Source organism: Glycomyces tarimensis (genome assembly GCF_054776215.1).
On sequence record NZ_BAAHCB010000005.1, the window covers coordinates 359,168 to 382,866 of the forward strand.

Below are 23,699 nucleotides of genomic sequence, written 5' to 3' on the forward strand. Positions count from 1 at the left end.
CCGACAGTGGTGACATGTCTTCAGTTTCGCACCGGGCCTGTGAGCGGGGCCATGATGGCGCACCAGGTTTTTACCGCGAGTTGTCGGCGGTTTCTTCGGGCGTAATGAGCGCGAGACAATTCGGGCGCATCGTTGGACCCGAGGCCGGATCACCACCGCCGGCCTCACCGCCGCACCGGCGCGGCACGCACCTCGCATCACCGCCCGGAAGGAACACCACCATGGAGTCATACGCGATCCTGGCCCTGCAGCTCATGAACGACGAAGCGCGCTCGGCCCTGCCGGACGCCCCGGTCGTCGACGACCGGCCCTCGCGGCTCGGCCGCCTGGCCGGCACCGTCGCCGCCGCGGGCCGCCGCCTGCGGGAGTCGGTCCCAGCCGCGCTCCCGAAGCGGGCGGACGTTCGCCGAGCCGCTTAAGGCCGCGAGGACAGACGAAGGGCCCGGAACCGCGAGGTTCCGGGCCCCTCCTCCATCCGGGGGTTGGTCTATCCGACGGGCCGGCCTTCGATGTAGGCCCGCTCGACCTTCGAGTAGATGTCGAGGGGATCGCCCGACCAGACGCAGAAGTCGGCGTCCTTGCCCGCTTCGAGCGAGCCGATCCGGTCCTCGACGCCCATGATCTCGGCGGGGTGGATGGTCACGGCCCGCAGCGCGGTATCGCGGTCGAGCCCGGCCTTGACGGCGAGCATCACCTGGATGATCAGGTGCTCGATCGGGACGACCGGGTGGTCGGTGGTGATCGCGACCTTCACGCCCGCGGCGGCGAGCTTCGCGGCGTTCTCGGGCCAGCGGTTGACCGTCTCGACCTTCGAGCGCGAGCACAGCAGCGGTCCGAAGATGACCGGCACGCCGCGCTCCGCGATGACGTCGGCCAGCAGGTGCGCCTCGGTGCCGTGGTCGAGGACCAGGTCGTAGCCGAACTCGTCGGCGACGCGCAGCGCCGTGGCGATGTCGTCGGCGCGGTGGCAGTGCTGGCGCCAGGGGATCTCCCGGTTGAGGACCTTCACGATCGTCTCGAGCTTGAGGTCGCGGCCGGGCGCTTCGGCGCTGCGGTAGTTCTCGGCCTCGACGAACGCCTGGCGCAGCACCCCGGCCGTCCCCAGGCGCGTCGACGGCGTCTTCTTCTGCTCGCCGTAGACCCGCTTGGGGTTCTCGCCGAGCGCCGACTTGACCCCGGCGGGGGAGCGCAGCACCATCTCGTCGACGTAGCGGCCCACGGTCTTGATCGCGACGGCTTCGCCGCCGATGACGTTGCCCGAGCCGGGGTTGACGCATGCGGCCAGCACCCCGCCCTCCAGCGCCTCGGCGAAGCCCGGTTCGGCGGGGTTGATGCCGTCGAGGGCACGCACGAACGCGGTGTTGGGGTCGGTCATCTCGTTGGTGTCGTTGCCTGCCCAGCCCTCGGCGACCTCGTGGACCCCCAGGTGGGTGTGGGCGTCGACCAGTCCGGGCACGATCCATTTGCCGGCGGCGTCCGAGACCGGCACGCCGTCGGGCACCGGCAGATCGGGGCCGCCGACGGCGCTGATGCGGCCGTTCTCGACGACGATGACGCCGTCTTCGATGGCAGCGGCGGTGACGGGCAGGACGGTGGCCCCGCGCAGGGCGAAGGAGGGCTCGGTCATGTGATCGCCTTCCGGTAGGAGCGTCGGACACCATCTTGCACCAAACGCTAGCCGGTCGGCTAGTCGGCCCAGCGGATGATCTCCTTCGTCACCGTCTCGGCGGCCTCCTGCTGCGGGAAGTGACCGATGCCGTCGAGGAGCTTCCACTCGTAGCGGCCGTGGATGTACCGGCCCGAACCCTGCGCCGTGCGCGGCAGCACGCACGTATCCATAGCCCCGTGCAACTGGAGCGTCGGCACCGGCGTCGTGCGCTGAAGCAGCTTGACGAAGCGCCGCCCCGCCAGGCCCATCGCCGTGCGGAACGGCCACCGGAACGCCTCCAGGGCGCAGAACGCCGCCTGCGGGATCTGAATGACGTCCCGGCACGCCCGCACATACGCCTGGAAATCCTTCGTGTTGCGCCACCGCGGCCCCGACCACCAGTACATGAGATCGGCGACCTTCCGCGCGTCCCAAGCCGTCAGCTTGTGCTCATAGCGCGGCATCTGGAACGCGAACAGGTGCTTCGAGGCCGACAGCTGACCCTTCGGGTCCACCGCCAGCGCCGCCCGCTGCCGCAGCGGATGCGCGGCCCCCATGACCACCAGCGACCTGAACTGCTGCGGATGGAACGCGGCCGCGGCGAAACCGAGAATGCCGCCGAGGTCGTGCCCGACCACGGTGGCATCGCGCTCGCCGAGCGCGCGGACGAGCCCGACTACGTCCGCGGCCATCGTGTAAGCGTCGTAGCCGCGCGGCGGCTTGTCCGAGGCGCCGTAACCGCGCAGGTCCGCCGCCACCACGCGGAAACCCGCGTCCGCGAGCGCCGGAATCTGGTGGCGCCAGGCCCACCAGAACTCCGGGAAGCCGTGCAGCATGAGGATCAGGGGGCCTTCTCCGGCCTCGACGATGTGAAATCGCGAGCCGTTGGCGTCGATGTGCCGGTGGGTCCACGGCCCGGCCTTGATCGCGGCGCTGTCGGCGAAAGTCCTACGGTTCACGAACCACAGCGTACGAGGTCACGCGGGGCTGTGCTGACGCCGGACGGCACGCGAGCGGAGGTTGAGCACCACGGCCCCCACGAGCGCCGACAGCGTCGAGCCGGCCAGAACCCCGGTCTTGACCAGATCCTGTTGCGCCACATCGGTGAACGCGAGCTCGGCGATGAGGAGGCTGACGGTGAACCCGCAGCCGCACAGGATCGCCACTCCGACGATGTCGGCCCATTTCAGGTCCGGTGCGAGGCGCCCCCACCCGAACCGGTGCGCGACATAGGCCCCGAGCGTCACGCCGACGGTCTTGCCGAGGAACAGCCCGGCGACGACCGCGAGCGCGACCCGGTCCGCCGCGAAGGCGCTCAGCGCCTCGCCGTTGAGCGCGACGCCCGCGGAGAAGAACGCGAAGATCGGGACGGCCACGCCGGCGCTGAACGGCTGGAGCGCGTGCTCGGTCGCCAGCGCCGGAGCCTCGTGTTCGCCCTTGTCGCGCTTGATCCGGGTCGCCAAGCCGAGTGCGACCCCGGCGATGGTCGCGTGGACGTCCGCCTCGTACAGCGCCACCCAGCCGGCCAGGCCGAGCGGAATGTAGACCCACAGCGTCTTGACGCGCCTCGACTGCAAGAACACCCACAACGCGATGACAACGACGAACACCAGCAGCGGAATGAACTGCGGCTGCGAGTACAGGACCGCGATCATCGCGATCGCGCCGATGTCGTCGGCGATCGCGAGCGTCAGCAGGAAGATCCGCAGGCTCGACGGCAGGCTCCTGGCGCACAGCGCCAGGACCGCGAGCGCGAAGGCGATGTCGGTCGCGACCGGCACCGGCCACACGTCGATGCCGCCGGGCTCGCCCCACGCCACCGCGATGGCGATGGCCGCGGGCACGATCACACCGCCGGCGGCGGCGATGACCGGCAGCATCGCCTTCTTGATCTCGCGCAGCTCCCCGACGACGAGCTCCCGCTTGAGCTCCAGCCCCACGACGAGGAAGAAGAACGCCAGGAGGAAGTCGGCCGCCCAGTGCTGCACGGTCAGCATGAACACGCCGTCGATGCCGATATAGGTGTGCCGGACGTCCTCGTAGAGCTCCGACAGCGGCGAATTCGCGGCGATGAGCGCGAGCGCCGCCCCGATGAGCAGCAGCACGCCGCCGGTGGTCTCGATCCGGAGGAACCGGGCGATCTCCTGCGGCGCCCGGCGGGCCTTGCGGACGATCCGCCGCTGCGGCATGCGCCGCCTCGGCATCTGCGGCATCCGCCTCGGTTCCGGCGTCTCGGGCGTCTCCGGCGTCTCGGGCATGAGGCTCCTCTCGGTTCGGGCGCAGGGCTGCAGTACGGCTCGGCATCGCCGCCGACGGGGGTGACGAAACCCTATCGGAAAGAAAGCGCTCGACGCTAGCCCGTGACGGAACGACTACCGGCCGTTCCGCCACGGGCGCACTAGTTTCTATGAGTCATTCCCACTGCGGCGATGTCGTGTCAGAGATCACGCGATCACTCGTCGGCACCACGCCGTGCCATAAGCCGCTCCGACCGCGCCGACGTCGTGTCAGCGACCGCGCCGATCAGTCGTCGGCGCCGCGCTGCAGGCCCTCCTTGATGCGGGCCATCACCGAGCTGTCCTGAAGCGTGGTCACGTCGCCGAGCTGCCGGTCCTCGGCGATGTCGCGCAGCAGCCGGCGCATGATCTTGCCCGAACGGGTCTTCGGCAGCTCCGAGACGACCATGACCTGCCGCGGCTTCGCGATGGGCCCCAAGGTGTTCGCCACGTGATTGCGCAGCTCCGCCAGGTGCTCGGGGCCCGACTCGGCCACGCCGCGCAGGATCACGAACGCCACGATGCCCTGGCCGGTCAGCGGATCCGACGCCCCCACGACCGCCGCCTCGGCCACCGTCTCGTGGCTCACCAGCGCCGACTCGACCTCGGTCGTCGAGATGTTGTGGCCCGACACGAGCATGACGTCGTCCACCCGGCCCAGCAGCCAGATGTCGCCGGCATCGTCGCGCTTGGCGCCGTCGCCGGCGAAGTACATGTGCTCGTACCGCGACCAGTACGTCTCGATGAACCGCTCGTCGTCACCCCAGATCGTGCGCAGCATCGACGGCCACGGATCGCGGATCGTCAAGAACCCGCCGCCCCCGTTCGGCACCGACTTCCCCTCGTCGTCGACCACGTCCACCGTGATGCCCGGCAGCGGCCGCTGCGCCGACCCCGGTTTCGCGGCGGTGACACCAGGCAGCGGTGAGACCATGATCGCGCCCGTCTCCGTCTGCCACCACGTGTCCACCACCGGGCAGCGGTCGCCCCCGATGTGCTCGCGGTACCACATCCACGCCTCGGGGTTGATCGGCTCGCCGACGCTGCCGAGCACGCGCAGGCTCGACAGGTCGTACCCCGCCGGGACGTCGTCGCCCCACTTCATGAACGTGCGGATCGCCGTCGGAGCGGTGTACAGAATCGACACCTTGTACTTCTCGACCAGCTCCCACAGCCGGCCCTTGTGCGGGGTGTCGGGAGTCCCCTCGTACATCACCTGCGTCGCCCCGTTCGCCATGGGGCCGTAAACGATGTAGGAGTGCCCCGTGACCCAGCCGATATCGGCCGTGCACCAGTACACGTCCGTCTTCGGCTTGAGGTCGAACACGGCGTGATGGGTGTACGACGTCTGCGTCAGATACCCGCCCGAGGTGTGCAGGATGCCCTTCGGCCGCCCCGTGGTGCCCGAGGTGTACAGGATGAACAGCGGGTGCTCGGCGTCGAACGGCGTCGCCTCGTGCTCGTTCGAGGCCCGCGCGACGCTCTCGTGCCACCACAGGTCGCGCCCCTCGTTCCAGTCGACCTCCTGCTCGGTGCGGCGCACCACCAGGACCTTCTCGACCGACGGGCAGCGCTCGACGGACTCGTCCACAGTGGGCTTCAAGGCACTGGCCTTGCCCTTGCGGAACCCGCCGTCGGCGGTGATGACCAGCTTCGCCCCGGCGTCGTCGATGCGGCTCGACAGCGCGTCCACACTGAAGCCGCCGAACACGACCGAGTGGGGCGCGCCGATGCGCGCGCACGCCAGCATCGCCACGGCCGCCTCGGGGATCATCGGCATGTAGATCACGACCCGGTCCCCGGCCCGGACGCCGAGCTCGGTCAGGGCGTTCGCGGCCCGCTTGACCTCGTCGAGCATCTCGGCGTACGTGACCGTCCGGGTGTCCCCGGGCTCGCCCTCGAAGTGGATCGCCACCCGGTCGCCCAGGCCCGCCTCCACGTGCCGGTCAAGACAGTTGGCGGCGACGTTCAGTTCGCCGCCGACGAACCACTTCGCGAACGGCGGGTTCGACCAGTCGAGGGTCTGATCCCACTCCTTCGCCCACTCCAGACGCCGAGCCTGGCGCTCCCAGAACGCCAGCCGATCGGACGCCGCCTCGTCGTAGGCGTCCTCCGAGACGTTCGCCGATCGGGTGAATTCGGGAGAGGGGGGAAACGTGCGATGCTCCGTGAGGAGGTTGGCAAGAGTCTCCTGCGGGGTATGTGCCACGGGTATTAGCTCCTTACAGATCGGCGCGCCAATGCGCGACTGTGAGGCGGGTCTATGTTCCGCCACACTACCGCGAAACGCGCCCTTCACAACCGATGACCTCGCGGACATCGACCAGCGGGCGGCGAGCGCGCGCCGGGCGGGCGGCGAACGGCCGGAACGCCCGCGAACGGGCGTCATGATCGAGGCGAGCGCCCAAGCGCCCCCGCCTGTACCATTTGTGGCCGCCCTCTAGCCAGCCCGGTGCGGCGTATCAGCCTCACCTACAACCGGTAAGGTTCCGCCCGTGGATCCTCTCGCGCCTCTCCTCGAGCTTTCCGAGGTCGCCGACGCCCTTGAGAACGCCAGAGCCAACGTCGACCGCATGCTCTGGCACGAGGCCCTTCGAAGCGACAACGCCCACGTCGCCGACGAAGTGGCCCTGCACGACGTCTCGGCGACGCTGGCGCTCGAGGGCTACGACTGCGACGTCGAACGCCTGCGCGCCGGCGACTTCAGCGACCCGATCGTCTCGGGCGCCCTGCGCGTGGTCGAGGCCCTCCCGTCCCTCGTGGACGTGTGGGCGATCTCGCCGCGCTACGTCCTCGCCAAGCTCCACCTGCTCGCCTCGCGGGACTTCCCCGACTCCGGGCACGACTTCGAGCCCGGCCGCATCGACGTCGACAAGCGGGGCTCGGCCCGCATCGACGCGATGTGCGCGCTGGTGGCCAGCCCCACCACGGAGATCCCAGCGGCGCTGACCGCCGCGGTCGTCCACGGCGAGCTCCTCGCCGTCCAGCCGTTCCCGGTCGCCAACAACCTCGTCGCCCGCGGCGCGGCGCGCCTCGCGCTGGCCAGCAAGGGGCTCGACCCGAAGCTCCTCATCACGGTGAACGCCGGGCACCTCGACCGGCACCCCGAATACGTCGGCGCGCAGCGCGCCTGGTCGACCGGCACGCCCGACGGCGTCCGGTCGTGGCTGAAGCACTACGGCAAGGCGCTTGAGGCGGGCGCGGCCGAGACGCTCCAGATCTGCACGGAGCTGATGCGCAGCTAGATCCCGGACGCGGCCTCGCCCGGGATCATTGAACGCGGCCTAGCCTTCGCCCTTGAGCTCGGCGCGCAGCCGCTCCTTCTCCTCCTTGCGCCGTTTGACGCCCGCGTCGATGTGGTCGACCATCTCGTGACGCATGCCCTTGAGCAGCACCACCGACAGCACCAGCGACCCGAGCAGCCCGATCGCGAGCGCCAGCAGGAAGTTGATGAAGAAACTCAGCGGCGCGGCGATCGCGACGAACAGGCCCAGCCGGGCCAGGAAGTACTTGGCCACCGGATGCTTCACAGAGTTCAGCATGGCCGCTCCTCTCCGTAGATCTTGATCCCTGCGTACCACAGCGCCGAGTACACCAGCGCGGTCACCAGCCCGCCGACGCCGCCGCTCGCCAGTGCCGGCCATGTCGGCGGCAGCAGGACGGTGGCGCCGATCCCGGCGCCGATGGCGAGCAGGAATCCGAGCAGGGCGACGGCCCAGCGCGAGGCGCCCTCGTAGCGGCGGAACTGCTCGGTGAACACGAACACGCTCGGGACGGCGGCGATCCAGCCGGAGACGCGTCCGAACCGGCCGCCGCCGACGGCGATGAACAGCAGGTCGATGACGACGAGCGCGATCGCGCCCATGACGACGTAGGCGAGCACGGTGCCGAGGAGCTGTCCGAGGGTCTCGATCCGCGGTTTGCCGCCGGCGGTCTGCTGCTCGGGCACTAGAACTTCACCGATTGGGGTTCGGACCGCCGGTCGGCGAGCGACTGCGGGGCGTCGTACTCGCGCACGACGTCGTAGCGGGTGTTGCGTTCGACGGGCCGGTATCCGGCGTCGCGGATGAGTTCGAGCAGGTCGTCGCGGCTCATCTTGTCGGGCGTGCCGTAGTTGTCGGCGTCGTGGGTGATCTTGTACTCCACGACGGAGCCGTCGAGGTCGTCGGCGCCGAACGAGAGCGACAGCTGCGCGACGTCGAGGCCGTGCATGACCCAGAAGCATTTGACGTGGTCGAAGTTGTCGAGCAGGAGGCGGGAGACGGCGAAGACCTTCAGCGATTCGGCGGAGCTGGCCATCGTGGTGCGCGCCTGGAGTTTGTTGCGGATCTTGCCGTCTTTGGAGTCGACGAAGTCGTGCTGGTAGCGCAGCGGGATGAACACGGCGAAGCCGCCGGTCTCGTCCTGGAGTTCGCGCAGCCGGAGCACGTGGTCGACGCGGTGCCTGGGCTCCTCGATGTGGCCGTAGAGCATGGTCGCGGGGGTGCGCAGGCCTTTGGAGTGGGCGATGCGGTGGATGCGCGACCAGTCTTCCCAGTGGCAGTCGTGGTCGACGATGTGCTGGCGGACCTCCCAGTCGAAGATCTCGGCGCCGCCGCCGGTGAGCGATTCGAGGCCGGCCTCGATGAGCTCGTCGAGGATCTCGGAGGCGTCCAAGCCGGAGATCTTCTCGAACCACTGGACTTCGGTGGCGGTGAACGCCTTGAGGTTGACCTGAGGCAGGGTCTCCTTGAGCGCCTTGAGCACGCGCGGGTAGTAGCGCCACGGGAGCGTGGGGTGGAGGCCGTTGACGATGTGCAGTTCGGTGGGCGCGTCGTCCTTCATCTGCTCGGCGAGGGCCACGGCCTGCTCGACGCGCATGGTGTAGGCGTCGGCTTCGCCGGGCTTGCGCTGGAAGGAGCAGTAGGCGCAGGAGGCGGAGCAGACGTTGGTGAGGTTCAAGTGCCGGTTGACGTTGAACATCGTCCGGTCGCCGTTCTTGGCGGTCCGCACGCCGTGCGCGAGGCGGCCGAGCCACGCGAGGTCGTCGATCTCGTAGAGCCCCACGCCGTCGTCGAAGCTCAGTCGTTCTCCGGCGGCGAGCTTCGCTTCGATACCGGCCTTGAACGCTGCGGTGTCGTCCATGACGCCTCCATCCCTCGGGTCTCCACGAGCGTAACGCCGCCGCCACGGGAGACGGTCGGGGCTCGAGTTCCGTGTGACCGCCGCGAACGCGGGCGGTACCGAAAGTTGGCCTGGAGGCTTCGTCAAGTTCGCCCGACTTCGGTAGAGTATCGGTGGCATCCCCCACAGAAGGACACCTCATATGCGCGTTAATCGGTTCGGCGTCCGCGTGCTCGTCGTCGCGGGGGCAGCGGCGGCGCTGTTCGGCGGCGCGATGCCGGCGTTCGCTCAGCCAGGTGTGACGGTTCCCGAGGACGGCACGCGGCCGCTCGGCGAGTCCACCGACGACGCTCCTGTGACCAATCCGGACACTGTCGAGGGCCCGCTGGCCGATCGGATCAACGACCTCACCGTCGATGTGGCGCAGTTGGCCGAGGAGACCACCGCGGCCGAGGAGGAGTGGCTCTCGCGCAGCGAGCGCTTCAGCGAGGCCGCCGCCGACTGGGCCGCGGCGATCGAGGAGTTCGAGGCCGCGCAGGCCGCGCTCGACAGCGCCGTCGGCGAGGCCTACACGGACGTGTCCGGGGTGCCCGACACCGAGTTGCCGGACTTGACGGGGCTGACGCCGCTCGGCGAGGAATGGGGTCTGCCGTCGCTGTCGTCCGCGCTCGAGGACGCCGCGACCGCCGAGGCGGTCGCCCACGCCGCCCATGACGCGGCCGCCGAGTCGGCCGCCCGTGCCGAGGGCCGCTACGCCGCTCTGGACGAGGAGTTCGAGAAGGCTCAGGACGAGCTCGACCGCCTCGTCGAGGACAACCGCGAGGAGCTCGAGTCGATCGAGCAGGCGCGCGAGGAGGCCGCCGAGGACTACTCGGGGGAATTCTCCTCCGAGGTCGACGGCTGGAAGCCCGCGCCCGAGGCCGAGAAGGCCGTCGAGTACGCGCTCGCGCAGCTGGGCAAACCGTACGTGTGGGGCGCGGAAGGGCCGCACACCTTCGACTGCTCGGGCCTGACCCAGTCGGCTTACGCCTACGCGGGCGTCTCGATTCCGCGCGTGGCGGCGGACCAGTTCTACGCCACCCGCCACAAGCCGGTGGACGTGGAGATGCTGCTGCCGGGCGACCTGCTGTTCTGGTGGGACGTGCCGGGCGACTGGACGTCGGTCTACCACACGGGCATGTACCTGGGCGACGGCAAGATGGTCCAGGCCCCCCGTTCGGGTGATGTCGTCAAGATCAGCGGCATCTGGTTCGAGAATTTCGCGGGTGCGCACCGGGTCGTCGACGCGATCAAGACCGACCCGAACGCCGCTCCGCCGAGCGGCGGCAACGACGGCGACGAACCCGAGGCGCCCGAGCGGCCCTCACCTTCGCCTTCCCCCTCCCCTTCGCCGAGCGAGCCGCTGGAGCCGAGCCCCAGCCCCAGCCCCAGCCCCAGCCCGGAGCCCAGCCCGACGCCCTCGCCGTCTCCGTCGCCTTCACCCTCGCCGACGCCGTCCCCGTCCCCCGACGAGCCGACGCCCACTGAGGACGACTCTCCCGACAGTCCGAGTCCGAGCGGCTCGGGCACGGTCTCGGGCACGCTGTCGGGTGAGCCTGATCCGAGCGAGACATCCGGCGGGTTACCGGAAGGCGGATACCGGGTACCACCCGGTAGTGGCACGATGGTGCTAGCTAGCCCGTGAATGACGACGCTCCATCCCCGAGGAGGCTTCCGTGGACGACAACAGCTGTAGCTCTTGCGGCCAGCGCCTGACGTCCAGGCTTCGCCGCTGTCCGCAGTGCGGCGCGCCGCTTCCGCCGCCGATCGGGGGATTCCCGCCGGAACCGCAGTATCCGCCGCCGTCGTACGGGGCGCCCGCGCCCTCGCCGTACGCGCAGCAGCCGCCGCCTCCCGCGCCGCCGGGGGTCGCTCCGCCGATGGCGCCGCCGCGTCCGCCCGCCGCCGGGTCGGCACAGGTCCCGCCGCCTCCGCCGCGGGTGAACCCGCAGCAGCAGTACCGCCAGCCGCCGCCCGCGCCGCCGGCGGCTCCGCCACCCGCGCCCCAGCGAGCGCCGCAGGTCGCGCCGCCGATGGCGTCGGGTTCGGCGACGGTCAGGCCGCCGGTGCCGCAATCGCTGCCGCCGGTGACTCCGCCGGTCCCCTCCTCCCCGCCGCAGGCGTCGCCGTACGGCCCGCCGCCGATGGGGGCCGCGCCGTCGCCGCCGCCGACGGTCTCGCCCGCGTGGTCGAGTCCGCCGCCGATGCCGGAAGTCGAGCTCGAATCCGTGTCGGCGCCGGAACCGGTCGCCGCACCTGCCGCCGCGCCCGCTGCCGTACAGGCTCCCGCTCCCGCCCCGGCCCCAGCCCAGGCGGACGAGGACGCTCCGCTGTGGGACGGCGACGTGCCCGACCCCGAGTCGGCCGATGCGGACGTCGAGCTCTCCGACGAGGACGAATCGGCGATGGCCGCTCTCGGCGCCGATGTTCCCGGTGAATCCCTGCCGCCCGCGACGCCTGCCACCGAAGACGACGCGGCGACCGATGACGAGTCGGAGGCGGCCGCGGACTCTGAAGAGCCGGAGACCGACGAGCACGACGTGGTCGAAGCCGCCGAGCCTGGGGCCGAACCGGTCGATGCCGCGTCCGAAGCCGCCGAGCCCGCGGCAGCGGCGGTCTCGGCGCAGCCCGAGCCGGCCGGCAGCGTGGAATCCGAGGAGACGGTCCACGAAAAGCCCGTGGCCGTGGACCCGCAGCCCGATCCGGCGCCTGAACCGCGCCCGGAACCGGAGCCCGCGCCCGAGCCCGAACGCCCGGACCCGACGCCGGATCCGCACCCGGCGCCGCCGCCCGAGCCGCTCCCCTCGCCGGAGCCCGCGCCGCCGATGCCGACGCCGGATCCGCACCCGGCGCCGCCGCCCGAACCGCTGCCGAACCCCGAGCCGGGCCCGCCGTTCCCTTCGGTGGCCGAGATCGAGCCGATCTCGCCGATCGCTGAGGCGGCGCCGCCCGACTACGAGCCGGAGCCGGAGCCGAAGTCCGAACCGAAGGTGGAGCCCGAGCCGGTCCCGGCGGCCGTCGAGGCCGGAGCCGAGCACGGCCCGGAGGCCAAGCCCATATCCGACTCGGTCGCGTCCAAGAAGATCGTCGACGCGCCCGACATCAGCCTGTTCGAGGAGCCTTCCTCGAAGCGGCAGGCCGTCAAGAAGCCGGCGCCCGCCGCATGGCCGCCGCCCGAAGGCGACCCGGAGGGCTTCAGGGCGGGCCGCGCCAGGGTCAAGAACCTCGTCGTCGAGGGCGACCTGCCCGAGCACATGCCGCTGCCGCGCCCGACCGTCTACGGCGGCGCGAAGCCCGGTGAAGAGGAACCCGCGTCCTGACTCATCACTCCAAACGGGGTAATGCCCTCGAATAGGCAGAAAACACTCCCGTAGCGCTGCGCGACGGTTCATGCTGTTCATCGAGCCGTTCGGTTCGCAAGCTTCGCCATTGGGGGTGAGCAGCATGGCAGAACGCCGTGTGAAAGTGACCACGGAGGTCGGGATCCAGGCCCGGCCCGCCACCGTCTTCGTCGACACCGCCGCCGAGTCCGCCGCCGACGTCACGATCGCCAAGCCCGGCGGTGAACCGCACGACGCGAAGTCGATTCTCCAGGTGCTGACGCTCGACGTCCGCGCTGGTGACGACGTCATTCTCACCGGTGACGAGGAGGACGTCCTCGACCGCCTCGCCGCCCTCGTCACCGGCAGCGGCGACCTCATCGGCGAGTCGAAGACCCCGATCGTCGACACCGGCGACGATGACGACGAGGCATGACCGGGACTCGGCACGCCTACCGGTCGACCGGCTACGGTCGAGGTTGTGAACATCGCACGGCGCCCCAGGGTCGGCCACATCGCCTTCATCAACTGCCTGCCCATCTACTGGGGGCTGGCCAGGTCGGGCGCGCTGCTCGACGTCGACCTGCACCGCGCCCCGCCCGACGAACTCAGCCGACGCCTCGTCGAGGGCGATCTCGACATCGGGCCGATCAGCCTCGTCGAATACCTGCGTCACGCCGACGAGCTGCTGCTGGTGCCGGACATCGCCGTCGCCGCCGACGGGCCGGTCCTCAGTGTCAACCTCGTCTCCAAGGCCCCGCTCGATGAGCTCCCGGCCGCCCCGAAGGTCGCGCTCGCCTCCACCTCGCGCACCGGCGTCCTGCTCGCCCGCATGCTGCTCGAACAGCGCTACGGCCGCACCCCCGAGTTCACCACCACCCCTCCCGAGCTCGACACCGCGCTCGACGGCGCCGACGCCGCCGTCCTCATCGGCGACGAAGCCCTGAGGGTCCACCACGACCCGCGCGGCCACCATGTGCTCGACCTCGCCGCCGCCTGGAAGGACTGGACCGGCCTGCCGATGGTCTTCGCCGTCTGGGCGGTCCGCCGCGACTACGCCGACGCCCACCCGGGGCTGGTCAAGGACGTCCACCTGGCGTTCTGCGAGTCGGTGCGGCGCTGCCGCGAGGAGATCGACGAGGTCGTCGCCTCCGCCGCCCGCTGGGAGCCCTTCGAGCCGGCCGCGCTCGCCGAATATTTCGAGCGCCTCCAGTTCACGCTCAATGAGCGGCACCTCGCGGGGCTGCGGGAATTCGCCGCCCGAGCAGCCGGTTATACCGGAGTGGCCGCCTTCTCTGGCGGCGGACCGGCATTCTTCGCGGCAGGAGAGGCAACTCCGTGACCATCGAGAACGTCTTCGCGGCAGGAGAGGGAACCGCATGACCATCGAGCTCAACAAGCGCCGTCGCCGCCCCGCGTGGCACAAGCTCACCGTCAGCAAAGTCAGGCCCCTGACCGACGACGCCCTCGAGGTCACCCTGAGCGTCCCGCCGCACCTGCGCGAGACCTTCGACTTCAAGCCCGGTCAGCACATCACGTTCCAGCGCGTCGAGGCCGACGGCAGCGAGGTGCGCCGCTCCTACTCGCTCGCCTCCACGCCTCGCGAACTCGCCGAGCACGGCACGCTCCGCCTCGGCATCAAGTTCATCCCGGAAGGCAGCTTCTCGGCCTACGCCAAGAGCAGCCTCACGCCCGGCGACGTGCTCGAAGTGCTCCCGCCGCTCGGCGTCTTCTGCACCGAGCCCGAACCGGACCGCCACTACGGCTCGATCGTCGCCGGCTCGGGCATCACCCCGATCCTGTCGATCGCCACCGCCGCGCTCGACGCCGGCGCCACCGTCACGCTCCTGTACTCCAACCGCACCGAGGCGTCCACCATGTTCGGACCGGAGCTGCGCGAACTCCAGGACCGCCACGGCGACCGCCTGCGCCTGCACCACGTCCGCACCCGCTCCGAGGGCGACCGCCCGCTGTTGACCGGCCGCCTCACCCCCGACCGCCTCCGCCGGGTCTTCGAGGAGCTCGTGGACCCGCGCGAGGTCGACGAGTGGTTCCTCTGCGGGCCTTACGAGATGGTCCTAGGGGTCAAGGAGGTCCTCGAGGAGACCGGGGCATCAGCGATTCACACCGAGCTGTACTACGTCGACTAGCCCGGATACGCTTCGTGCATGGCCGAGATTGACGAAGCCCTCGCCCGCGCCGCCGACGGCGGCCGCATCAGCGCCGAGGAAGCCGAGCTGCTCTACACCGAAGCACCGTTCCACGAGCTGGCCGAAGCCGCCGACACCGTCCGCAGACGCCTCATCGGCGACAACATCGTCACCTACATCATCGACCGCAACGTCAACTACACCAACGTGTGCGTGACGGCCTGCAAGTTCTGCGCCTTCTACCGCGCCCCCAAGCACGAAGAGGGCTGGGACCACTCGCTCGAGGAGATCCTGCGCCGCTGCGGCGAAGCGGTCGACCTCGGCGCCACCCAGGTGATGCTCCAGGGCGGGCACCACCCCGAATTCGGCGTCGAGTACTACGAAACGCTGTTCGGCGCCGTCAAGCGCGAGTACCCGCGGCTGGTCATCCACTCGATCGGCCCCTCCGAGATCGCGCACATGGCGAAGGTCTCCGGCGTCGAGATCGAGGAGGCCGTCAAGCGGATCAAGGCCGCCGGCCTCGACTCCATCGCCGGCGCGGGAGCGGAGATGCTTCCCGAACGCCCCCGCAAGGCCCTCGCGCCGCTCAAGGAGTCCGGTGAGCGCTGGCTCGAGATCATGGAGACCGCCCACAACCTCGGCCTCGAATCCACCGCGACGATGATGATGGGCACCGGCGAGACCGCCCACGAGCGCATCGAGCACCTGCGCATGATCCGCGACGTCCAGGACCGCACCGGCGGCTTCCGCTCGTTCATCCCCTGGACCTACCAGCCGGAGAACAACCACCTGAAGGGCCGCACGCAGGCCACCGCGATGGAGTACCTGCGGCTGCTGGCCGTCGCCCGGCTGTACTTCCACAACGTCAAGCACCTCCAGTCGTCGTGGCTGACCACCGGCAAGGCCGCCGGTCAGCTCAGCCTCCACCTCGGTGTGGACGACCTGGGCTCGATCATGCTGGAGGAGAACGTCATCTCCTCGGCCGGCGCCCGCCACCGCTCGCGGCTGTCGGAGCTGATCGAACTGATCCGCACCGCCGACCGCATCCCGGCGCAGCGCGACACGCGGTATGAGCGCATGGCGATCCACTGGACGCCCGAGGACGACCCCACCGACGACCGGGTCCGCTCGCACTTCTCGACGATCGTGACGCAGCTGCAGGCCGGCTGACGCGAGCGGGGGGGGCGCGAACTGAACGGTCCGCGCCCCGCCCGCTCGCTTCACCGCTCGTCAGTCGTCGCGGCCGTCATCGTCCCGGTCGTCCGAGTCGTCGTCATCATCGGAGTCGTCGTCCCGGTCGTCCTCGACGGTGATGTCCGCCCGCGGCTGCCCGTCGACGCAGGTGATGCTGTAGTCGACGTCAGTCGAGCCGTTCTCGAACTCGACCTCCGCGTCGTCGTCGCGGCCGTCATCGTCCCGGCCATTGTCGTCGCGGCCGTCATCGTCTCGGCCGTCGTCGTCTCCGCGCTCGTCGTCGTCATCGCCGGCCGTGGCCTCGACGTCGTCGACGGCGTAGCCCTCCGCGGCGGCCCACCAGACGAGCTCGACTCCCTCGTCGGTGCACCGGGCGAGGACCGTGCCGCCGTCGCTCGGGAACACCGTCTCGCCCTCTCGGGGGGCAATGTCCTCGGGCGAGGCGTGGAGCTCCCCGGTCGGAGCGGTGGTGTGCTCCTCCGCGGGAGCGGACGGCATGTCGTCCTGTGCCAGCGCGATCGATCCGAACCCCGCCGCGGCGATCACCGCGGCGCCCGTGCTTGCCAGTACCAGTTTCCTGTTCATGGGCACCACTGTCGCGCCTCGAGCCCTAAGACGACGCTAAGAACCCTCTAACTCGGCCCCAAACCCGGGCGGCAACGCTAGATCAGGTGCCCGATCTGCCGCTCGACGAGCGCGGCGTTCACGCCCGAGTTCGGGCAACCGCCGAAGTGGTGCAGGGCGATGACCTCGTGCGTATCGCGCGACAGCACCGGCGAGCCCGAGGAGCCGAACTCGGTGTCGCAGTGGTACGCGATGTCGCTGTTGGGCACGTAGCCGTCGTAGACGGGGTTGGAGACCACGCAGTTGCCGCCGTCGACCGAGGACTCCATGGCGATCTCCGTGGGGCGCCCGGCGGGGTGCTGCGGGATGTAGATCGCCTCGCCGCGGCTGACCCGGTCGGTGGACAGCGTCAGCGAGCCGAATCGCTTGATCGCCTCGAAGTCGTCGACGGTGAACAGCGTGTAGTCCAAGTCCCCGGAGGTGGCCAGCACCCGCCCGCCCTCGACCTTGATCGGATTGGTCTTCTCGGTGCCGTCGCAGCTGGTGCACCGGTAGCCGAACCAGACCTCGGTGCGCTCGGCCTCCCAGGTCTCGGAGAGGCAGTGGTTGTTGGTGAGCAGCCGGTTCTGCTCGCCGACGCGGAACGCGGTGCACAGGACCGTGCCGTCGATCAGCAGGCGCGCCACCGGGTCCACGTTCGCCACGACGTCCGGATATGAGGTCGCGTAGCACGGCGACGGCTTCTTGTCGTCGGTTTCGCAGATGCTCTCGGTGCGGCGGGATCGGTCGTTCTTGTCGTCGATGATCTCGTCCAGGACGCCCTCGGGGAAGCCGTAGGCGGCCTTGTCGACGATCGCGCCGAGCGCCCGCGAAGCGGCGCGCTCACCGGTGCGGTGGAGCTCGACGACGGCGGTGTCGCCGGTGATCGAGGTGGCCCACTCGCCGACCGTGTTCTCGTCGTAGCGGTAGGATTCGGCGCCGTCGGGGCTGGAGACGGTCACATAGTCGCCGCCGGCGAGCAGCAGCCGCTCGAAGTGGACCTTGACGTAGCTGGCGTCCGGTTCGGAGAACTCGAGGACGGTGGTCTCCTCGGCGTCCGCGTAGGTGAGCGACCGGGTCCGCTCGACGACCTCGCCGACCTCGACGAGGCCGAGCAGGGACTCGTCGACGGTCAGAGGCTCGTCATCGGCGAACGCGTTCGGGACGACCACGGCCGCCGCGGCGATGGCGATCGCGCCGGCACCCGCCGCCACGATGATCCTGCGGCGTCTGCGGCTGCCGTCCGGCGTTCGTCCTGGATCCTGATTCCGCGTTCCTGCCGCCAACGCCGGCCCCTTTCACGAGAGATGTGTCGGAGGTTCAACGAGCGAGAGTGGGAGAAGTTGCGCCACCCGTTCGGGTGAGGCCGGTCCAATCACGACGACAGGACGGCCGCCGCCCGGCAGCGGTCGAGGATCTGCTCCATGCCGGTCCTGATCGCCAGCACCAGGAGCTTGTCCCCGGCCTTGACCCTGAAGGCCGCGTCGGGATTCCAGCGGATGCCGCCGCTGGCGCGCTTGACGGCGAGCAGCCGGTGGGAGCCGATCACGGTGGCCTCGTGCGCGGGCGCGTCGTCCAGCGGCGAGGACGCGCCCACGACGACCTCGGCGATGTAGGCGACCCGGCCGCGGACCGGGATGGTCTCCAGGATCTCGTCCTCGGTGAGGGCGCTGGCGAACGAGGCCGCGGCGACCTGCGGGGCGCTGTAGGACGAGTGCCGTGAGGCCTCGCGCGGGGATGTGGCGTTGTTGAGGTTCCGGCGTACGAGCTTGGCGAACTCGGGGTTGTAGATCCGTGAGACCGTGCGCAGGTCGTCGCGGCACTCGATGCCGGTCAGGACGGTCTCGAGGTTCGCCGAGTCCTGCTTGGCCATGGCGACCAGCGAGCGGCAGTACTTGATCTCGGCCTCCTGGAGCGTCTCGGGCCGGCTCGCGTCGCCGAGCAGCACCTGCGCGCCCGCCGCGCGGGCGGCCTGGATGCCGACCGCGTTGCGGTCCTTCTCGATCGCCACGACCGGGATCTTGCGTTTGCGGAGCGTCTCGACCACGCGGGTGCCCATGTTGCCGAGGCCGACGACGATGACGTGGTCGCGCACCGCGTTCACGATGCGGCCCTCGGACAGCGCGAAGCGCCGTTGCACGACGGCCTGGACGATCGCGCCGGTCACGACGGGGATGAGGAGCGAGCCGGAGAGGACCACCACGGAGTGGGTGAGCCTGATCCACGGGTTCGCGCCCATGTCGGGGTCGATGCCGCCGCCGGCGAGCAGCGTCAGGATGTAGAGGGCGTCCCAGCTGTTCTCGACCGGGTTCGTCGCGTTGGAGTACGTCGTCAGTGTCCACATGCCGAGCGTCATGATGCCGACGAGCAGGAGCGCGGCGATCACCAGGCCTTTTTGGACGGTCTTGCGCATGGTGTGCATCACCTGCCGCGCCACCAGGACGCCGCGCTCGAGCGCCGGTTTGAGCCAGTCCCGTCCGCGCTCGGCCTCCAGGCACAGCATCCGCACCGACTCCTCGGGGTTCTCGGTGATCATCTCGACCGGTCCGCCGACGACGTTGCCGCTGGCGACGACCCACTGCGACTCGGCGCGGTCGTGCGGCGCGCGCCTGAGGTAGAGCCGGCGGCCCCAGATCTCGATGTCGCCGGGCGGAATCTGCTGGAGCGCCGTGGCGGCGTAGGTGCGGGCGACCATGTCGGCGTCCGATTCGACGAAGACGCCCCGCTCGCCCAGCAGGTTCTGGATGTGGTCGCGCAGCCCGCGGTTGTACATGCGGATGACCAGGCGCGGCGGGGTCTTGTCCCACAGGGCGTGGGACATCTCGCGGATCTCCAGTGCGAGGTGGAGGTTCCCGACATCGTCCTGGGCCATGAGCGCGATGGCGTAGGCCTCGACCAGCCCCGCGTCGGTGATGGTCTCGGTGGTGATGCGGGGGCGCTCGATGAGTCGCAGGCGCGCGTTGGTCTCGGCCTCCCTGCGGATGTCGTCGCGCTGCGCTCCCGGTCCGGGCCTGATGAGCGCGATCACGCGGTACGAGAAGCGCTCGGTGAGGTTCTTGATGAACCTGAGGGTGAGGCCGTTGTCGCCGACGACGATGACGAGCCGCTCGTGGCCGGACTCGCCTCCCATCGCGTCGGGGGGCGCGATACTGGGGTACATGAAAGCAGTCTATTGAGCTCGGGCAAACGCTGGGCTCCAGCGGAATGCGCTGCGCCTCTCCGCGCTCCGGCGAACACCCGGCCCTCGGCCGAATACGCTAGGGGCCGATGCGTTTCAGGAGTCGGTCCACGTCGGCCTCGTAGTCGTACCAGTCGACGTCGTGGACGAAGCCGAGCTCGGAGTTGATCCAGCGGACGTCGTCGGCGGACTCGATCGTCCACGTCTGGACGTCGACCAGCTGCGGCTCGGCTCGGCGCAGCTCGGTGAGCAGGCGGGCCTTCATGGACATCGCGAGCCCGTACGAGCGGTGCTCGGGGTCGACGACGGTGTCGTACTGGTCGGCGCGGGTGGGCCGCTGCGCCGAGACGACGAGCTCGGTGAGCCCGACGACGTTGCCGTACGGCTCGGCGATCGCGACGACGATGTGGGAGCGCATGCCGCGCCGGTCCAGGGTCGCCAGTGAGTCGCGGAGCCGGTCGGCCTGGGCCGAGCCGCGCCATTCGGGCACGACCGCGTACGAGTCGGTCGGGGTGCGCAGGTTCGCCTTGACGTTCGCGTAGGAGTCCAGCAGGCGGTCGGGCACGGTCCCGGCGTGGTATTCGAGCCGGTAGCCGGCGGCGAGCCGCCCGGCGGCGTGCTCGATCTTCTCCCAGTCGATCTCGGTCCACCGCAGCAGGTGGCGCTGCTCGACCACGGCCCGCTCGAAGCCGAGCCGGTCGTAGAAGCCCACGGCGGGCGTGGTGGCGATGACCTCGACGGCCAGGGACCGGCAGCCGTGGGTCTTCGCGCACTGGGCGACGGCGCGCAGGAGGCTCTTGCCGATGCCCTTGCCGCGGGCGCTCGGCCGGGTGGACAGCTCGGCGACCCCGGTGCCGGCCTGGTCGCCGCCGAACATGATGAGGCTGGCGTGGCCGATCAGGTCGCCGTCGTCGTCGCGGTAGAGGAAGACGAACCGCCGGTCGTCGGGCAAGGTGCCGACCAGGTAGTCGTGGAGCCGCTCGGTCCTCCACCGCGGTTCGGCGGGCATGTCGGCCGCGGTCATGTCGTTGAGCACCGAGCACCAGTCGCGAATGTCATCGGCCGTCATCTCGCTGGGAGCGAGCTGCTTCAGGGGCATCTCTATATCCTTACCCGAGTTCGTTGCCGCGAGGAACCCTCATTTCTCGGTCGGGCTCCGCGTTCTGGCGGCACTGTCACCGCGCGAAACCCTCAGATTACTCTGCGGATTCCTCTGCGGAACAGCCGCGGTGCGCCCGGGCGGCTACGCCATGCTCTGCCTGCCGTAGTCATCGGCGCGGTCGTAGACCTTTTGCACGTACGTCTCGACCGGGTTGTAGCTGTGGACGGCCGCGTACCAGTCCGCCGGATCGGTCAGATCGCGGTCGGCATGGCACAGGTAGTTCGCGGCGGCGGTGGTCGCGTCGTCGATGTTGTGCGGGTCCGCGACCCCGTCGCCGTTGCCGTCTGCGGCCCAGTTCTCCCACGTGGACGGGAGGAACTGCATCGGGCCCTGTTCGTTGTATTCCGGTCCGACGATCGGCGTCAGCGTGGTGCCGTCGGAGGTGATGCGGTTGCCGTCGGTGGAGCCGTGGTTGGTCTCGGTGGCGCCGATGCCGGCGAGCGTGGTCCATGACAGGTTGCAGCCGGGGTTCTGGATGCCGGAGATGAGCTCGGCGCGGCCGTAAGCCACCAGGACCCGCTCGGGGATGCCGAGGTGGGCGAGGCCCTGCGCCCAGGAGTTGAGGTCGTTGGCGACGTTCTGGGGGGCGGCGGGCGAGTCGCTCGCGTCCAGGTCCGTCTCCTCGTCGCTGGCGGTGTCGGTCTCGGCGGGCAGGCCCGCCGCCGGGGCGTCCTCGGGGGTGAGGACGAGCGGGCGCTCCTCGGGCGTCGGCTCGGGCTCGGTGCCGAACGACCAGGCCGGCCCGGCCGAGGGCACGAGGTAGTAGCCGGCCGCGAGCGCGCCGACGAGCGACAGCGCCGTCACGCAGCATTGGATGGCGAGGCGTCCCGCCGGCGAACGAAGTGCCCGATAACCGGCGCGGACGGCGCGTCCGAGAGCCTTGAGGGCCTTCCACGGCAGCAGAGCGAGTTTTCGGAGCAGGAGGGTGAACCACACGGAAGCGAGTATCCCTTCCCTTCTCGTCTGATGGAATGGGCGCCCCCGGGAAAGTCGGCGGCGGGGGAGAGGGGCGGTCGTTCTGCTGAAGACGAGTATTCCCTATGTTCGCTTGCGCGGGCAACGCCTGTGTGCGAACAATTCTGTTTCCGGACCGTCCAGCCCGCTACCAGGTGCCCCCATGATCGTTCTCATATGGGATCCATAGTTGCCACGAGCAACCCCGAGGGCGAATCCGCCTCACAGCCGACGCTGCGCGCGATCGAGCCAGTCGTTCGGCGTCTGAATGCCCATCACATCCGGTAACCGACTGAGATGGGGGAGACACTGTGAGGCCGCAGGGCTGCCGCGCCAGCGCGCCGCAGCCCGGCATACGGGGGCTGAACGAAAGTTGATCGACACGTGGATACGACTACGGCATTGCACGCGACAAAAACAGCCTATTCTCTGCCCATCAATTGCGACCCGATTGCCACTCGCCAGGGGACGACCTCCAACGTCGTGCTCCCCGCCGGCGACGTGACGTTCATGTTCACCGACATCGAAGGATCCACCCGGCTCGCCGCCGGGCTCGGCGCCGAACCGTACCGGGTCGTCCTGCACCGGCACCGCGCGCTGATCAGAGAGGCCCTCAGGCGCCACCGCGGCACCGAGATCGAGACCGAGGGCGACTCGTTCTTCGTCGTCTTCGACGACGCGCGCGACGCGGCCTCGGCGGCGGTGGACATCCAGACCGCGCTGCGCGAGGCCGACTGGCCCGATCTCGGGCTCGGCAACGGGCCGATCCGGCCCCGAGTGCGCATGGGCCTGCACACCGGCGAGGCCTGGCCGTCCGCCGGCGGCTACGCCACGCCCGAGGTCCACCGCACCGCGCGCATCTGCTCCGCCGCCCACGGCGACCAGATCCTCGCCTCGGCGCAGCTCGCCGCCGCGGCCGGACTCGGCTCCCGGTCATTGGAACGCCTCGGGCACTTCGAGCTGCGAGGCCTGCCGGGCACCACCGAACTGGTCCAACTGCACGCTCCCGGCTTGCCCAGGGAGTTCCCCCCGCCGCCCATTCGGCCGCACCGGCACAACCTGCCGGCCGACATCAAGGCCCCGGTGGAGCGGCCCGACGAGCTGCGCGAACTGGACCGGGCCTTCGCCTCTTACCGCTTGGTGACCGTCACCGGCCTCGACGGCTGCGGCAAGACCACCTTGGTCAGATCCTGGGCGAGACGGCGCATCCAGGTCCAGGCCGACGGCGTCTGGTACTGCCGGCCCGGCCAGGACCTCGGCGCCTCGCTCCTCCAAGCACTGGGCAAGCCGCACGACTCGCTCGGGCGGGCGTTGGAGACCGCGATCGCGCAGCTGCGGGACCGCGAGGCGCTCCTGGTGCTCGACGACGTCGACCGCTCGCACGCCGCGGCCGTCGAGCGGCTCCTGCGCGAATGCCCCGACATCGCGATCCTCGCCGCGGGCGTGCGCCCCCTCGAACTGCCCGGGGAGGCCAAGCGCGCCCTCCAGCTGCCGCCGGTGGACGTGGCCGCGGCGATGCTCGCCGGGTTCTGCGAGGACCGCGGCGCGGCCTGGACCGCCGCTGACTGCCGAGGACTGGCGGCCTCGGTCGAAGGCTTCGTGCCGGCGCTGCGGGCGCTCGCCGACGTCACGGCGTTCGGCTCCCCGCAGGCGGCGCTGCGCCGCCTGCGCGACGACCCGGTCGCGACGCTCGACGCCGGCGGCCGGTTCCGGGCCGCCATCGACGACGCGATCGCCCTCATCTCCGGCCCGGCACGTGCGGTGCTGCTGGAGCTGGCCGCCCGCGGCGACGGCGCCACCGTCGACGAGGTCCTCGACCTGTGCCGGCAGCGCGACGGCAGCCTCCAGGCGCTCGTCGAGCTCGTCGACGTCGCCCTCGTCGTCATCGAGCGGCCCGCGATGGAGCAGGCCCTCTACCGGGTGCCGACGCCGCTGCGGTGGCTGCTGTCGGGCACCTCGGCGCCTCCGGAGACCGGGCGGGCGACGGTGCCGCCGAGCCTGGCGCGCCGCCTCGTGAACGGGGTCAAGATCGACACGGCACTCGTGAGAACCCGGTTACGAATGTGAGAGGC

Annotated in this window: 21 protein-coding genes; 9 read left to right on the forward strand and 12 right to left on the reverse strand. The window is 70.3% G+C overall.

All coding sequences use genetic code 11. The annotated features are described in order from the left end of the window. Positions 1-221: 221 nt before the first annotated feature. The gene (locus ACYVK3_RS07235) at positions 222-419 is read left to right on the forward strand and encodes a hypothetical protein (protein WP_460496607.1); all 198 of its coding nucleotides are present in this window, start codon (positions 222-224) and stop codon (positions 417-419) included. Between the two features lie 68 nt (positions 420-487). Here ACYVK3_RS07235 and ACYVK3_RS07240 read toward each other — a convergent pair whose 3' ends face one another. From ACYVK3_RS07240 to acs, 4 genes are all read right to left on the reverse strand, one after another. Then, positions 488-1,627, reverse strand: coding sequence for an amidohydrolase (locus ACYVK3_RS07240; RefSeq protein ID WP_460496608.1), 1,140 nt, complete (start codon positions 1,625-1,627; stop codon positions 488-490). 59 nt (positions 1,628-1,686) lie between these two features. Next, positions 1,687-2,607, reverse strand: a complete 921-nt coding sequence (locus tag ACYVK3_RS07245) for an alpha/beta fold hydrolase (RefSeq protein ID WP_460496609.1) — start codon at positions 2,605-2,607, stop codon at positions 1,687-1,689. Positions 2,608-2,625: 18 nt separating this feature from the next. After that, positions 2,626-3,906 (reverse strand): Na+/H+ antiporter NhaA, encoded by a 1,281-nt coding sequence (nhaA, locus tag ACYVK3_RS07250; protein ID WP_460496610.1) that lies wholly within the window; start codon positions 3,904-3,906, stop codon positions 2,626-2,628. Between the two features lie 265 nt (positions 3,907-4,171). Beyond that, positions 4,172-6,133: an acetate--CoA ligase gene (acs, locus tag ACYVK3_RS07255; RefSeq protein ID WP_460496611.1), complete on the reverse strand. Its 1,962-nt coding sequence runs from the start codon at positions 6,131-6,133 to the stop codon at positions 4,172-4,174. A 286-nt stretch (positions 6,134-6,419) separates the two neighbouring features. On the opposite strand from acs, the gene ACYVK3_RS07260 reads away from it, so the two are divergent. Next, positions 6,420-7,169, forward strand: coding sequence for a Fic family protein (locus ACYVK3_RS07260; protein WP_460496612.1), 750 nt, complete (start codon positions 6,420-6,422; stop codon positions 7,167-7,169). 39 nt (positions 7,170-7,208) lie between these two features. Here ACYVK3_RS07260 and ACYVK3_RS07265 read toward each other — a convergent pair whose 3' ends face one another. From ACYVK3_RS07265 to mqnE, 3 genes are read right to left on the reverse strand one after another with little or no spacing between them, the layout of a single operon-like run. Further along, entirely contained in the window at positions 7,209-7,466 is a 258-nt protein-coding gene (locus ACYVK3_RS07265) for a DUF4229 domain-containing protein (protein ID WP_460496613.1), read from the reverse strand. After that, on the reverse strand, positions 7,460-7,873 hold the full coding sequence (locus ACYVK3_RS07270) for a hypothetical protein (protein ID WP_460496614.1): 414 nt from the start codon (positions 7,871-7,873) through the stop codon (positions 7,460-7,462). The genes ACYVK3_RS07265 and ACYVK3_RS07270 overlap by 7 nt, the downstream gene beginning before the upstream one ends. Then, the gene (gene mqnE, locus ACYVK3_RS07275) at positions 7,873-9,048 is read right to left on the reverse strand and encodes an aminofutalosine synthase MqnE (protein ID WP_460496615.1); all 1,176 of its coding nucleotides are present in this window, start codon (positions 9,046-9,048) and stop codon (positions 7,873-7,875) included. The genes ACYVK3_RS07270 and mqnE overlap by 1 nt, the downstream gene beginning before the upstream one ends. 181 nt (positions 9,049-9,229) lie before the next feature. Between mqnE and ACYVK3_RS07280 the strand changes: the two genes are divergently transcribed. The 6 genes from ACYVK3_RS07280 (at position 9,230) to mqnC (ending at position 15,706) form a co-directional block, all read left to right on the forward strand. Continuing rightward, the gene (locus ACYVK3_RS07280) at positions 9,230-10,711 is read left to right on the forward strand and encodes a C40 family peptidase (protein WP_460496616.1); all 1,482 of its coding nucleotides are present in this window, start codon (positions 9,230-9,232) and stop codon (positions 10,709-10,711) included. A 235-nt stretch (positions 10,712-10,946) separates the two neighbouring features. Continuing rightward, positions 10,947-12,386, forward strand: coding sequence for a hypothetical protein (locus tag ACYVK3_RS07285; protein ID WP_460496617.1), 1,440 nt, complete (start codon positions 10,947-10,949; stop codon positions 12,384-12,386). A gap of 124 nt (positions 12,387-12,510) precedes the next feature. Continuing rightward, entirely contained in the window at positions 12,511-12,822 is a 312-nt protein-coding gene (locus ACYVK3_RS07290) for an HPr family phosphocarrier protein (protein WP_460496618.1), read from the forward strand. A gap of 45 nt (positions 12,823-12,867) precedes the next feature. Further along, complete coding sequence (locus ACYVK3_RS07295) at positions 12,868-13,728, forward strand: menaquinone biosynthetic enzyme MqnA/MqnD family protein (RefSeq protein ID WP_460496619.1); 861 nt, start codon at positions 12,868-12,870, stop codon at positions 13,726-13,728. Between the two features lie 37 nt (positions 13,729-13,765). Then, positions 13,766-14,536, forward strand: a complete 771-nt coding sequence (locus tag ACYVK3_RS07300) for a ferredoxin reductase domain-containing protein (RefSeq protein WP_460496620.1) — start codon at positions 13,766-13,768, stop codon at positions 14,534-14,536. A gap of 18 nt (positions 14,537-14,554) precedes the next feature. After that, positions 14,555-15,706, forward strand: a complete 1,152-nt coding sequence (gene mqnC, locus ACYVK3_RS07305) for a radical SAM protein (protein ID WP_460496621.1) — start codon at positions 14,555-14,557, stop codon at positions 15,704-15,706. A gap of 60 nt (positions 15,707-15,766) precedes the next feature. Here the strand turns inward: mqnC and ACYVK3_RS07310 are convergent, their stop codons facing one another. The 5 genes from ACYVK3_RS07310 to ACYVK3_RS07330 form a co-directional block, all read right to left on the reverse strand. Continuing rightward, complete coding sequence (locus ACYVK3_RS07310; protein ID WP_460496622.1) at positions 15,767-16,315, reverse strand: hypothetical protein; 549 nt, start codon at positions 16,313-16,315, stop codon at positions 15,767-15,769. 77 nt (positions 16,316-16,392) lie between these two features. Beyond that, positions 16,393-17,547, reverse strand: a complete 1,155-nt coding sequence (locus ACYVK3_RS07315; protein ID WP_460496623.1) for a trypsin-like serine peptidase — start codon at positions 17,545-17,547, stop codon at positions 16,393-16,395. 161 nt (positions 17,548-17,708) lie between these two features. Continuing rightward, positions 17,709-19,493: a potassium channel family protein gene (locus ACYVK3_RS07320; protein ID WP_460496624.1), complete on the reverse strand. Its 1,785-nt coding sequence runs from the start codon at positions 19,491-19,493 to the stop codon at positions 17,709-17,711. A gap of 97 nt (positions 19,494-19,590) precedes the next feature. Further along, complete coding sequence (locus ACYVK3_RS07325; RefSeq protein ID WP_460496625.1) at positions 19,591-20,610, reverse strand: GNAT family N-acetyltransferase; 1,020 nt, start codon at positions 20,608-20,610, stop codon at positions 19,591-19,593. Between the two features lie 144 nt (positions 20,611-20,754). Beyond that, a complete protein-coding gene (locus tag ACYVK3_RS07330) occupies positions 20,755-21,609 on the reverse strand; it encodes a lytic transglycosylase domain-containing protein (RefSeq protein ID WP_460496626.1) in 855 nt (284 codons plus the stop codon). A 501-nt stretch (positions 21,610-22,110) separates the two neighbouring features. Here ACYVK3_RS07330 and ACYVK3_RS07335 point away from each other — a divergent pair. Next, positions 22,111-23,694 carry an adenylate/guanylate cyclase domain-containing protein gene (locus ACYVK3_RS07335; protein WP_460496627.1) on the forward strand — a complete coding sequence of 528 codons (1,584 nt, stop codon included), beginning with the start codon at positions 22,111-22,113 and terminating at the stop codon, positions 23,692-23,694. The last annotated feature ends 5 nt before the right edge of the window (positions 23,695-23,699 follow it).

Excerpts from the sequence above, each read along its gene's own strand:
- ACYVK3_RS07300 (WP_460496620.1), top strand. The coding sequence starts at position 13,766 with ATGACCATCGAGCTCAACAAGCGCCGTCGCCGCCCCGCGTGGCACAAG.
- ACYVK3_RS07235 (WP_460496607.1), top strand. The coding sequence starts at position 222 with ATGGAGTCATACGCGATCCTGGCCCTGCAGCTCATGAACGACGAAGCG.
- ACYVK3_RS07240 (WP_460496608.1), bottom strand. The coding sequence starts at position 1,627 with ATGACCGAGCCCTCCTTCGCCCTGCGCGGGGCCACCGTCCTGCCCGTC.
- ACYVK3_RS07285 (WP_460496617.1), top strand. The coding sequence starts at position 10,947 with ATGGCGCCGCCGCGTCCGCCCGCCGCCGGGTCGGCACAGGTCCCGCCG.
- ACYVK3_RS07290 (WP_460496618.1), top strand. The coding sequence starts at position 12,511 with ATGGCAGAACGCCGTGTGAAAGTGACCACGGAGGTCGGGATCCAGGCC.
- mqnE (WP_460496615.1), bottom strand. The coding sequence starts at position 9,048 with ATGGACGACACCGCAGCGTTCAAGGCCGGTATCGAAGCGAAGCTCGCC.
- nhaA (WP_460496610.1), bottom strand. The coding sequence starts at position 3,906 with ATGCCCGAGACGCCGGAGACGCCCGAGACGCCGGAACCGAGGCGGATG.
- ACYVK3_RS07310 (WP_460496622.1), bottom strand. The coding sequence starts at position 16,315 with ATGAACAGGAAACTGGTACTGGCAAGCACGGGCGCCGCGGTGATCGCC.
- mqnC (WP_460496621.1), top strand. The coding sequence starts at position 14,555 with ATGGCCGAGATTGACGAAGCCCTCGCCCGCGCCGCCGACGGCGGCCGC.
- ACYVK3_RS07325 (WP_460496625.1), bottom strand. The coding sequence starts at position 20,610 with ATGCCCCTGAAGCAGCTCGCTCCCAGCGAGATGACGGCCGATGACATT.
- ACYVK3_RS07280 (WP_460496616.1), top strand. The coding sequence starts at position 9,230 with ATGCGCGTTAATCGGTTCGGCGTCCGCGTGCTCGTCGTCGCGGGGGCA.
- ACYVK3_RS07265 (WP_460496613.1), bottom strand. The coding sequence starts at position 7,466 with ATGCTGAACTCTGTGAAGCATCCGGTGGCCAAGTACTTCCTGGCCCGG.
- ACYVK3_RS07320 (WP_460496624.1), bottom strand. The coding sequence starts at position 19,493 with ATGTACCCCAGTATCGCGCCCCCCGACGCGATGGGAGGCGAGTCCGGC.